This window comes from Bartonella sp. HY761 (assembly GCF_026743145.1).
GTDB lineage: Bacteria > Pseudomonadota > Alphaproteobacteria > Rhizobiales > Rhizobiaceae > HY038.
The window spans coordinates 1,704,731-1,716,832 of record NZ_CP104887.1 but is presented as its reverse complement, the minus strand read 5'-3'; the positions used below and the strand labels follow the sequence as shown (position 1 = coordinate 1,716,832).

10 protein-coding genes are annotated in these 12,102 nt (G+C 39.0%); 4 read left to right on the top strand and 6 right to left on the bottom strand.

Annotated features, from left to right (window positions below; translation table 11 throughout):
* Positions 1-41: 41 nt before the first annotated feature.
* Positions 42-1,697 carry a DUF882 domain-containing protein gene (locus N6A79_RS07390; RefSeq protein ID WP_442784278.1) on the bottom strand — a complete coding sequence of 552 codons (1,656 nt, stop codon included), beginning with the start codon at positions 1,695-1,697 and terminating at the stop codon, positions 42-44.
* Positions 1,698-2,453: 756 nt separating this feature from the next.
* Here N6A79_RS07390 and exaC point away from each other — a divergent pair.
* The 4 genes from exaC (at position 2,454) to N6A79_RS07370 (ending at position 6,922) form a co-directional block, all read left to right on the top strand.
* Positions 2,454-3,962: an acetaldehyde dehydrogenase ExaC gene (gene exaC, locus N6A79_RS07385; protein WP_262078069.1), complete on the top strand. Its 1,509-nt coding sequence runs from the start codon at positions 2,454-2,456 to the stop codon at positions 3,960-3,962.
* Between the two features lie 324 nt (positions 3,963-4,286).
* Positions 4,287-4,985 carry a PadR family transcriptional regulator gene (locus tag N6A79_RS07380; RefSeq protein WP_268545440.1) on the top strand — a complete coding sequence of 233 codons (699 nt, stop codon included), beginning with the start codon at positions 4,287-4,289 and terminating at the stop codon, positions 4,983-4,985.
* Between the two features lie 109 nt (positions 4,986-5,094).
* Positions 5,095-5,670, top strand: a complete 576-nt coding sequence (locus N6A79_RS07375) for an O-methyltransferase (protein WP_210276157.1) — start codon at positions 5,095-5,097, stop codon at positions 5,668-5,670.
* A 229-nt stretch (positions 5,671-5,899) separates the two neighbouring features.
* Positions 5,900-6,922 (top strand): LLM class flavin-dependent oxidoreductase, encoded by a 1,023-nt coding sequence (locus tag N6A79_RS07370; protein WP_268545439.1) that lies wholly within the window; start codon positions 5,900-5,902, stop codon positions 6,920-6,922.
* Between the two features lie 531 nt (positions 6,923-7,453).
* Here the strand turns inward: N6A79_RS07370 and N6A79_RS07365 are convergent.
* From N6A79_RS07365 to N6A79_RS07345, 5 genes are all read right to left on the bottom strand, one after another.
* Positions 7,454-8,110, bottom strand: a complete 657-nt coding sequence (locus N6A79_RS07365) for a hypothetical protein (protein WP_268545438.1) — start codon at positions 8,108-8,110, stop codon at positions 7,454-7,456.
* A 96-nt stretch (positions 8,111-8,206) separates the two neighbouring features.
* Positions 8,207-8,755 carry a hypothetical protein gene (locus N6A79_RS07360; RefSeq protein ID WP_268545437.1) on the bottom strand — a complete coding sequence of 183 codons (549 nt, stop codon included), beginning with the start codon at positions 8,753-8,755 and terminating at the stop codon, positions 8,207-8,209.
* Positions 8,756-9,220: 465 nt separating this feature from the next.
* Positions 9,221-9,955, bottom strand: coding sequence for an amino acid ABC transporter ATP-binding protein (locus tag N6A79_RS07355; protein ID WP_182419698.1), 735 nt, complete (start codon positions 9,953-9,955; stop codon positions 9,221-9,223).
* Between the two features lie 36 nt (positions 9,956-9,991).
* Positions 9,992-10,696: an amino acid ABC transporter permease gene (locus N6A79_RS07350; RefSeq protein WP_210276147.1), complete on the bottom strand. Its 705-nt coding sequence runs from the start codon at positions 10,694-10,696 to the stop codon at positions 9,992-9,994.
* A gap of 4 nt (positions 10,697-10,700) precedes the next feature.
* Positions 10,701-11,492, bottom strand: a complete 792-nt coding sequence (locus N6A79_RS07345; RefSeq protein WP_182419539.1) for an amino acid ABC transporter permease — start codon at positions 11,490-11,492, stop codon at positions 10,701-10,703.
* Positions 11,493-12,102: the final 610 nt, after the last annotated feature.

Sequence of the window (12,102 nt, the reverse complement as noted above, 5' to 3'; positions counted from 1 at the left end):
ATCCGCTAAGAATATTATTCTCTATACGTTATATATTCGTTTTAGTTGTTAATACGAGCTATAGCTTGAAAGTTGATAGCGCGTCCGGTTAATTTTGCATTTTGTGGCTGAGCTTTTTCTTTCTTTAGACCCGATGCAAAAACTAATGCAGGAATTTTGTGAAGCTCTTGCGTTGCGCCCTTGTCTTCATTGTTGTTGATTAATTGCTCGACACTTTGGGGCTGACTTGTAACCCTATTTGTTTTAGTGTTTTGTCGTGAAGGAACCGATGCTACAAACAGGCTATTATCAATCTCTGGGCTTTTTGTTGTGTTGCTGGCTTGTGATGTAGCGCCATTATTATCAATTAAATCTTCATCAGGTAGCGGGATTAGCTCACTGGTATTATTAATAATATTATGCACTTCATCAGCACGAATAGGGGCTTTATTTGGTGTAGATTCAGCCTTTGGCGGATTTACGCTCGTTCGTGCAATTGCTGCAGCAATTTCATCGCCTTTTTGGGCAATTTCAGGTTTTTGATGACGTAGTGTTGGAATAGGAATATTGTATGCTGTCGCCATATCAGTAGAAGGCGTTAAAGTTCCTGGTTGGTTTGTTTGGGCATTTATGGTGTCACCAATTACGTCATTTACCGCATTGATAGCATCATTGCTACCAGTTGCAGCAGGTTGCGCAGCTACTGCCAATACAGGAACATCGCCGGGCTTAAAGCCTGGTACTGGAATAGAATCTGCACTGGCAATTAAATTGCTTACGTTGTCTTGTGACACAGGATTATTATCCATCGGTGCATTTGGTGTTGGTAATTCAGGCGTGCGAGCAGGGGAGGCTAATGGAATTGGTGCTTCGCCACCATCTGGCAAATCAAACATATCATCAATTGCTTCTTGCTCAACTTCTTGCGGTAAAACTTGTGGTGTCTGTGGGCGTATATTTTGCGGACGAGAAGCTATAACTGTTTGTCTTTGTGGAACTGGTTCTTTCTTTTTGCCACCAAAAAGTCGTGCAAATAGACTGCCACCTGAGTTGCCTTCATCCTTTACTATAACAGTTTGGGCAGGGCGCCCCTTGCGCGCATTATATTCCGCCATGGCTTGCTGATAACGTGCAAGTGGCTTACCATCGCTTGGAACATGAATGGTCTTACCATCTGGAAATAGTGCCATCAGCTCACTGCGGCTCATACGTGGCCAGTGCCGCACATTGCCAACATCCATATGAACAAATGGCGAGCCTGATCTTGGGTAATATCCAACGCCGCCAACTTCTTGTTTTAAGCCGATCTGACGCAATTTTGATAAATTTGCATCAGGGATGTAAAAATCCATTGCGCGCCCTAAAGTATGTTGGCTATTTTTCGCAACGCCGCTAGAAGCAGAGCGTGAGCGTAGCATATTGTTAGTGGTAGGCGAACGATAGGCAGAAACAACATGGATGTAATCACGAGAACCGCTAAGCTTATAAACTTGCCAAATAAGGTCAAAAAGGCGTGGATCCATTTTGGTCGGCTCATTGCGGCGCCAATCGCGCAGAAATACGTTAAGTTGCTTTAAGCCGCTATCTACGTATTTACCGTTTTTCTTAAAAACAATTTCGGCTTTTTCACGAGTATGGATGTAATAAAGCTTCAGCGATCTGGTTTCACTGCTTGCAGCTTGAACTGATAATAAAAATCCACAAGAAGCAATAATCATTGCGAGGATATTTTTAAACATAAAAATCGCCTTATTATGTGTTTTTTTATGCGCTTTGTTAAACATTTATAACAGCCTTGTTGTCGTGTAGCATTAAATGCCAAACGTTGCCTTGCCCTAATTGCTAACCTATTATTGCAGTGAATGGTTAATAGGTACTTTCACTACAGGCAATAATTACTATAACATGATAAAAATAACACAGTGTTCAATATTTGTTACTTTTTATTAAATAGCGCTAGACTGTGGGAAAAATACACTAAAATTAGAATTTTTCAATGTTTTTTGATTCTTTGCATGGATATGGTTGGTTTTCGCTGTGTGCATAAGTCATTAATAAACTGATTTTAATGGCTAAAATTGAATGGTTTAGATGTGTCGGCTAAACTATTATTATCGCCAGTACTGGACTAAATAGATAAGTTATTATGCGCTAAAGCGGCATTTAGTCGCGTTTGCTTTTTACCAAAAGGCTCTGAGATTTAAGTCGAGTTGCTAACTTTAGTTGTTTTTTCAGGTATTATAAAAGTTGCGTTTTTAAAAGTCTTGACCGCTTCCACCGGCAGACCTATCATAAATTTTCGCATGACAAGATGGTTTTAATAGCAGTGAAATGCTTAGCCAATAAATGCCTTTCATGCGCGGGAGATGAGATTTTTGATATAACCGCCATAGTTTGATTGGACACTATCATATCACGAGTTAATTTGAACTATGGATGCTTATGTATTTTTTAGTCCTTTGGGAGGAGTTAATATGAATACTACCACACATCCTATGTCACCTTTTAAAAAGCGTTATGAAAATTTCATCGGTGGGCAATGGGTTGCGCCAAAAGATGGCCGATATTTTGATAATCATTCACCGGTAGATGGTAAATTATTATGTGAAGTGCCACGCTCACAGGCCGTAGATGTTGAGGCGGCGCTTGATGCGGCGCATTCAGCAAAAGAAAAATGGGGGACGACAAGCCCTACTGAACGCAGCATGGTGCTATTGCGCATAGCTGATCGCATTGAGCAAAATTTAGAAAAAATAGCAATTGCTGAAACTTTCGATAATGGCAAGCCCATACGCGAAACTATGGCTGCTGACATTCCGTTATCCGTTGACCATTTCCGCTATTTCGCTGGTCTATTGCGCGCCCAAGAAGGTGGCATATCGCAAATTGACGATGATACTGTTGCCTATCATTTTCATGAGCCGCTTGGTGTTGTGGGGCAAATTATTCCATGGAATTTCCCTATTCTTATGGCGGCATGGAAGCTAGCGCCAGCCTTGGCGGCAGGTAATTGCATTGTTTTAAAACCTGCAGAACAAACACCAGCGTCTATTTTATATGTGATGGAATTAATTGCTGACCTATTGCCTGCCGGGGTGATTAATATTGTCAACGGGTTTGGTGAAGAGGCCGGCGCGGCACTTTCAACCAGTCCACGTATTGCTAAAATTGCCTTTACGGGTGAAACAGGCACAGGGCGGAAGATTATGGAAGCTGCGGCTGCAAATATCATACCGGTAACTTTGGAGCTTGGTGGTAAATCGCCCAATATTTTCTTTGGCGATATCATGGATTTTGAAGATTCCTTTATCGATAAGGCGATCGAAGGATTGGTGATGTTTGCCTTAAACCAAGGTGAAGTTTGTACCTGTCCAAGCCGTGCCCTTATCCACGAAAGCATTTATGATCGCTTTATGGAACGGGCATTAAAACGGGTTGCTGATATAAAACGTGGTAATCCGCTTGATCCGCAAACTATGATTGGTGCCCAAGCCTCGCAAGAGCAAATGGATAAGATTTTGCGCTATATCGACATCGGCAAGCAAGAAGGTGCGCAATTGTTGATTGGTGGGCAAAAATCATCATTGGACGGCGATCTTGCCAATGGCTGCTATATTGAGCCAACGGTGTTTAAGGGCACCAATACGATGCGCATTTTCCAAGAGGAAATCTTTGGCCCTGTATTAGCGGTTGCAACTTTTAAAACCGATGAAGAAGCATTAGCGATAGCCAATGACTCTATGTATGGCTTGGGGTCGGGTATTTGGACACGTGATGTCAATAAAGCTTACCGTTTTGGTCGTAAAATACAAGCTGGTCGTGTATGGACAAATTGTTATCACGTCTATCCGGCCCATTCCGCCTTTGGCGGCTATAAAAAATCTGGTATTGGCCGTGAAATGTATAAGACGACCCTCGAAGCCTATCAGCAAACAAAAAATATTTTGGTAAGCTATTCGGTTAATCCGCAGGGTTTCTTTTAATGCTAGATAAGGTAGGATATTACATTGGTTTTATGAACCAATTTCAAATCTAGATATATCTCATATGCTAAAAATTTAATTTTTAATAAAGCGCGGCTTATTTTTATAGGTCGCGTTTTTTATTTTAAAACAATAGGTTGCGGTCGAGTTTTTATGTTTTTTTTAGGTTTTTATTAGCTTAATTATTTGTAATGAAATATTACGATATATATCTTGATTTTAGATATGTATCGTAATATATCTGCTTTGTGGAAAATAAAATCTGAACGAAAAACATAAGTCGTTCTATCCATAAAATAACAATCAAATAAAATCGAGGTAGTAATGAATAACGATCAATCTAATTTAGAATATGAACATAAATCTATTGAACAAGAGTTGAATGAGGAGAGTTATGGTCGCCGCGAGAGACGTGGCGGGCGAGGCGCGGAGCGCCGTGGGGAACGCGGACATCATAGAAGTGGTCATCATCCAGGTGATCACCATAAAGGTGGTCATCGGGGTGGCAGGCATCGTGGTGAAGGTCATCGTCGTAACCGTCTTTTTGATTATGGTGAATTGCGTATATTATTATTGGCGATGATAGGTGAAAAGCCGGCTCATGGTTATGAATTAATGCGCCAGATTGAGGAGCGTTTTGCTGGACAATATGTTCCAAGCCCGGGCGTTATGTATCCGACTTTAGCATGGACGGAAGACATGGGATATACTGAAATTGCTGTGGCGGAAAATGGTAAAAAGCAATATAGCTTAACCGGTGAAGGTAACGCATTTTTGCAAGCAAATCGCCAATTGGCTGATGAACTGCTCATTCGAACCTTTAACGAAGATGAAAGACCAAAGACAAGGCGCGGTAACCCGCAATTGCGCGAGGCTTTTGATCATTTGCGGCATGTGATTAAATCCAAAATTCGTCACCAAGGCGATGAAGACGTATCAGAAAAAATTTTGCAGATTGTCAACGAAACCATTACCCGTATTGAAATAGAATTTCCAATCACCGCAGGAGAGCAGGATGAATAATGAAAATTTAGCATCTGGCAAAGGCAATAAAGAGCAACCATTACAGGATTTTTCTGTGGTCAATCCTGATTTGCAATTATCTGCAGTGTTAGACCAATATCATGATCGCATGCGGCACGAGCGGCAGGAAATGAGACGCGAAATTGTTGGTGGCCGAGATGGTGGGCAAGATCAAAGAATGCGGGCAATTGGCCCACAAACTGGTCAATTACTTAATATTATGATCCGTAGTTTGCGCAACCCCAATATTTTAGAAATTGGTACATCTTTTGGCTATTCAACCCTTTGGCTTGCCGATGCGGCAAGGGCAACTGGGGGCAAGGTTACCACATTGGAATATCATGACTATAAATCGCAATATGCAAAAGAAATGGCTGTGAAGGCAGGACTTGATGCCTATGTCGATTATAGGGTGACTGATGCGCTTGATTTTTTAGAAAAGACAGATGGTAAATTTGATTTTGTTTTTTTAGACCTTTGGAAAGATCTGTACACACCGTGCCTTGATCTTTTTTATCCAAAATTAAACGACAGTGCCATCATTGTCGCTGATAATATGATTAAGCCGGGTGGGGAAGAAATTGCCCGTTATAGTGCCGCATTAAAACAGAAAGCTGATCTTACAAGCCTATTATTGCCCGTTGGTACTGGCATTGAGGTGAGTGTGTATAAATCGCTTTTGTAATTGATAGCTCGTCTTTAGTGCTTATAGTTAATGTTGATCCAGTAATAAACGGCGTAAATGCGGTTATTGCTGGATTTTTTATTTAGAGCTATGTTTTATAGTTTTAGTAATTGTTGCCGTTTTGTGAACAATCTGTCGGGAGTTTTCCGATGTTAACGCTCTTGTTTCTAAGTGTTAGCGCCATTATTCTATAGTCAATAAGAGCCTATGCTCTTTAGGAGTATATAATATGAAAAAGATCGGTTTTTTATCCTTTGGCCATTGGCGCGATGATCCACATTCGGGTACACGCAATGCTTCTGACGTTTTGTTACAAACCATAGACCTTGCCGTTGCGGCTGAGGAAATTGGGGCGGACGGTGCTTATTCACGCGTTCACCATTTTGCGCATCAATTAGGATCACCATTTCCACTCTTAAGTGCAATTGCTGCTAAAACATCACGTATCGAGATAGGTACAGCGGTTATTGATATGCGCTATGAAAATCCCCATTATATGGTGGAAGATGCCAGTGCAGCTGATCTTATTTCTGGTGGTCGTTTACAGCTTGGTCTTAGCCGTGGTTCACCAGAGCAAGTCATTGATGGTTGGCGTTATTTTGGCTATCAACCACGTGAAGGTGAAAGCGATGCCGATATGGGGCGCCGTCATGGTGTGGAGTTTTTCAATTTGCTTGATGGGGTTGGTTTTGCCAAGCCCAATCCGCAGCCAATGTTTCCAAATCCGCCAGGATTATTGCGGTTGGAGCCTCATTCAGAAGGGTTGAAACGCCGTATTTGGTGGGGAGCAGGTTCCAATTCAACCGCGGTTTGGGCGGCGAAAATGGGCTTTAATTTACAAAGTTCTACCTTGAAAGATGATGAAAATGGTAAGCCATTTCATGTTCAGCAGGCGGAGCAAATACGCACCTATAAGGCTGCATGGGCTGAGGCTGGGCATGGTTTTACACCGCGCGTGTCGGTAAGCCGCAGTATTTTCCCATTGGTAAGTGATGAAGATCGGCTTTATTTTGGTCGTACACGCGATGATAGTGATAGATTTGGCTATCTTGGTGAAAGCACGCGCGCTGTCTTTGGTAGAAGTTATGCTGATGAGCCAGAAGCACTTATTAAGCAATTGGCACAAGATGAAGCAATTAAGGAAGCCGATACCTTGTTGCTTACCATTCCTAACCAGTTGGGGGTTGCGTATAATACCCATGTGATTGAATCTATCTTGCGTTATATTGCACCAGAGCTTGGCTGGCGGTAATTTGTCAAAAAAACAGAGAGTGCTATTTTTTGTCATATCAACAAATAGCACTCTTGCTAAACTGTGTTTATAACAATGGCGCTTTCGTTAAGTTTGGTCTATGGCGTAGCTTGATATGAAATTAGACGTATTATTAAATATGCAGCGCAAAGCAACGAAAAATCAGTTGAATAAATTAGCGTAGTAAGACAAGAAAACCTATTGGCAATGTTTTAGAACTTGCTTGCAATTGCATTATAATATCGCTAGCAACGCTGATCTTTTTTGTAATAGGGTGTGCAATAGCTACAATTTTTCAAAAAAATTATCGTATTCCATCCGCGACTTTCTTTAAATTACTTAGATATGCCAATTATACTCATCGGCGATTTTTATGAGTGGCGAATAGGTAAGGGACATTTTTTAAAAATATTTCACCGCTTTTTGACCTTGCAATAGGTACCTTGGCAAGCTTTCTGCAGCCGCAGATTAAAACTTGGTCTTGGATATTAAAACATAATCGAAGTCAAAGTATTAATGGATCAATCGATTTTAATTTTTAGGTAAATTTTCGTTCATTTTTTTTTGCATTTCTAGCCTATATGCTTTTCGTGCTTCAAAAGTTTGTCGCATTGTTTCTGTTATAACTTGTGCTTTAAAAACAAGGCTATATTTTTTAGGGTCACTTAAACTATCACTTTCAAAAATTTGTAATTTATACCGGCATTCATCTTGCTTGCCAGCAATTTGCCATTGGGCATAGGTAAGCATAGCCAATGGTCGATCTTCTACAAAGCTTTCTTCAGTCATTTCTATTTGACTATATTTAAGATAGTAACCAGCTTGCTGAAATGAATTATAAATAGGTTCGACCATTGCTTTCACCTCGTCTAAAGGTAATTGAAAGCACATTTGTGATATAATTTCTGTAATGCACCCATCTTCTATGGTAAAAACTACGTGCTGGACTGTGGGCAAAGATATACAACCCAAATCTAGCAATTCAATTATATAATTAGGGCGCGGTTTTTCTCCCCAACCAAAATTATTATAGATAATAGAGCAGGGTCCATTATTAAAATCATTCTCGTTGCCCCTTAATAACAGATATCGATCGATTAAAAATCTATCAGGTAAATTGCTCGCCTTCAGGAATTCTTCAATCGGTTGCATCAAAGCAATTTTAAATGTAATAGTATTCTCTTCCATACTTATTCTTTCAACGTCCTAAAATGAATCATAAAAAGCCAGATCATTAATAATATACAATAGTTTCAACTTTATCGTTTCGTATTGCTTTTTATATTATTGATTTTGGCTTGCAGGTTGAGCTTCCATTCGTTCTGTGAGTTTGTGGCTCAATTGGATCAACGGATTTATTTTATTCTTTTTGTCATAATAGTATGAAAAGCATATTTGGTCTAAATCAATATAGATATCAGGGTCAAGCTCCTCAAAATATTCCAGATGTTCAGCATATCTATATGTGTCAGCATCTCTAGTTTGCATATATTCTTCTAATGTCCATAAATATAAATATATGAGCCAACCGCGTATATAGATATCTCGCGGGCAGTTTTTGGAATCTATAATTTTTTTTAATTCATTACGTTTTTCAGCTCTGATATCATCACTTACTTCTCCTAAACGATTTTTAATCGCTACATCGAGATATTCTAATAAGTTATTGGGAAACAAAGATGATAAATCTATAATCATAGCTACGAATATTATCTGAATATCTGTAAATGAATAGCTTGCTTCTTCATCAAACTTTCTAAGGTCATTTGCAACAGCATTTCTAAATACTGTTTCATCAAAATCATCGTCAATATTTGCTAATTTAAATTTCATGTTATATCCTTTATGGTTTATATCTTTGCCATAAATACTATTTTAAAATGACATTTTTTGATGTATTCAAAAGTTTGAAAATGAATAATTTTTGCGGCGGTTTAATATGGTCATGATTATAGTAATATTATGAAGACGTTGTGGTGATAGGCAAGCAATAATTAAAAGATTATTTGGAATAATAGCTATTTAATATGACGTTATCGGACAAACTTCAAATTGACTTTATGATATTATGTAACGTCAAAAATTAGTATTATAACTATTTGTTTAATAAGAGCGTATTGAATTGGATAATAATTAACGGCTCTAATATTTGCCTAAGTTATGATGGTGTTTCAATTGTTTTTTCGACGATTTGCAGCAAGTAAAAAAAGCTATTACGATTTCTATAGATAGAAAACGCCGTTTATGAAGTAAATCATAAACGGCGTTTTGTAGAAAATTGAACTATTGTTGTGGATGTTAATGATTAAGTATTTTTGATAAAAAGTCTTGGGCGCGCGGTGTTCTTGCGCTTGCATCATCAAAAAACTCTTGACTGCTGCAATCTTCTAAGATTTGACCCTTATCCATAAAAACGACGCGGTTTGATACTTTGCGGGCAAAACCCATTTCGTGGGTAACGCAAATCATGGTCATACCTTCTTTGGCAAGGCTAATCATAACATCAAGCACTTCACCAACCATTTCAGGGTCCAATGCAGATGTTGGTTCATCAAACAGCATAACAATTGGGTCCATGGTCAAAGCACGAGCGATAGCAACGCGCTGTTGTTGTCCACCTGAAAGTTGACCAGGAAACTTGTTTTTATGTTCGATTAAGCCAACACGATCAAGATAAATTAATGCTTTTTTTTCGGCCTCGGCCTTATTGCGCTTTAAAACCTTAATCTGCGCGATGGTAAGGTTATCTAAAACTGACAAATGCGGAAACAGCTCAAAATGCTGGAAGACCATGCCAACGCGGCTACGCAATTTGGGTAAGTCTGTTTGCTTACTGTGAACAGCAGTGCCGTTAATCCAAATTTCACCTTTTTGGAAGGGCTCAAGAGCGTTGATAGTCTTAATCAATGTTGATTTACCAGAGCCTGATGGACCGCAAACAACCACAACCTCGCCTTTGTCAATATTCATTGAGCAGTCTTTTAAGACGTTGAATGGCCCGTACCATTTAGAGACATTTTTCATCTCAATCATATGGGAATGAGTAGAGGACATTAGTTTTTCCTTCAATTAGCGAATAATTGCAATTCTTCTTTGTAGTTGCTTGACACAAAGTGAAAGTGTGAAGCAAATAACGAAATAGGTGAGGGCGGCTAAAATATAAGTTTCTGTTTGCCGATTATAGATTTGGCCAGCAATGGTAAAGCCTTTTAATAAATCATAGCCGCCTATGGCAAAAACAAGAGAAGTGTCTTGGAAAAGAATGATAACTTGCGTTAACAATACTGGCAGCATGTTACGGAATGCTTGAGGTAGGATAACAATTTTCATTCTTTGCCAATAGGTCATGCCAAGTGCTTCGCCAGCCTGAAACTGTCCCCGCGAAATGGATTGAATACCAGCTCTCATAATTTCAGCAAAATATGCAGCTTCAAACGCGGAAAAGGTTATGAGTGCCGACCAGTAGACATCGATACTCGTACCTATAATGGCCGGAATAATTAAGAAAAACCATAAAATAACCAAAACCAGCGGAATTGATCGCATTACAGTGATATAAAAGGTTGCTAACATAGATAATGGTGCAAAACGAGATAGGCGGGCTAGGGCAAGTAATGTGCCAAAAATTACGCCAAATAGTGTTGCAACAATTGTCATTGTAACACTAAATTGTAAGCCTCTTAAAAGATAATTGCTAAAAAAGTCCCAACTTACGAAAGAAAAATTAAAGCGTAAATTGATACCGTGATCATAAAGAAAATCGAGGAAAGTCATAATATTAAGCCTCCTCCGCTTTGGCAGAACTGTTATTGTCGGGAATACGGAGTGAGCGTTGTATTAAGGTCATAACAAAAAAGATAATGAGGGCTAACAACACGTAAAGGATTGTTACGATAATAAATACTTCATAGCTACGATTGGTTTGTTCTACGGTATTATTTAAAAAAGCCATTAACTCTGCGATTGAGACACCGATTGCCGCCGCCGAATTTTTGACGATACCCATAGATTCAGACGTAAGAGGTGGCATAATGGTACGTAGAGTGCGTGGCAGTAATATGTAGCGATATGTTTGAAATGTCGTAAAGCCCAAAGCTTGAGCTGCATAGCGTTGACCGGTGGAAATGGACATAATACCAGCCCTTACCTGCTCGGCAATACGTGCCGAGGTAAATAATCCAAGGGCGATCACTACCAAAAATAGGCCGAAATTATCGTGGGACTTGGCAAAATCTTTTAATGGCAAGATAATATCAGGCAAAACAAAATAACAAAGAAAAACCATGACAAGGATAGGAATATTTCTAAATATTTCTACCCAGCAAGTAGCTAAAAACTTCAATACGGGATTATTGGGAAGCGTTCGCATCGTGCCTATAACAAAGCCCAATGCGATAGCAACCAAGAGGGCGCTAACAGATAGAATGGCCGTATTAATAAAGCCAGTTACAAGCAGATCCATATAGGTCTGTGTGAAGTCATTAGGATTACCAAAGCATCCTGGTATGGTTGATGCAGAAGATATCGGATCGGCTGTATCCTTGCACAAAAAACTAAAATCAAGCGCCATTGAGCTGCTCCACTATGTTAAAAACGAAACTTCATTTTTAACTTTGATATTTCATAATGTTTTAAAGGAAAAAAACATTATATTTCTTTGATTTTATGGGGTTGATCAATTTTAGTTTAACTAAAATTGGAGTGACCACTGTCATAAAAGCAATTTCTAACTGCTTTAAAAGGTGAAATCAGCTACACAAAGCCATAAAATTCAACGACATATTTAAGCTAAAAAGTGCCAATAGGTTGCCAGTGGAGAATAAAATTCACCTATGGCTAGCACTTATAAATTCATTGTAGTATGGTCTATCAATATCCCTTATGCTATTTATCTGTTTCAACATTTAATGGTTGGCAGGATTAAAAAGTACAATTCAAAACATACTAATTACAATGTTAAAATGCTTTGATGCAGGGACTATTAATTGAAATAAAACTACACAATAAATTGCGGTACTACCTTAAGAGAACCAACAATGTAGGAAAACTTTTGCCCTGTTCAATTAGAAATAACTTAATAGCTTTGGAAATCATTATAAAATTATAGTGATGACCCTACAAAGACCAATTAAGTCAGATATTCTGAGCATCATTCTTGATGCAGCATCAGCTTTCACCGC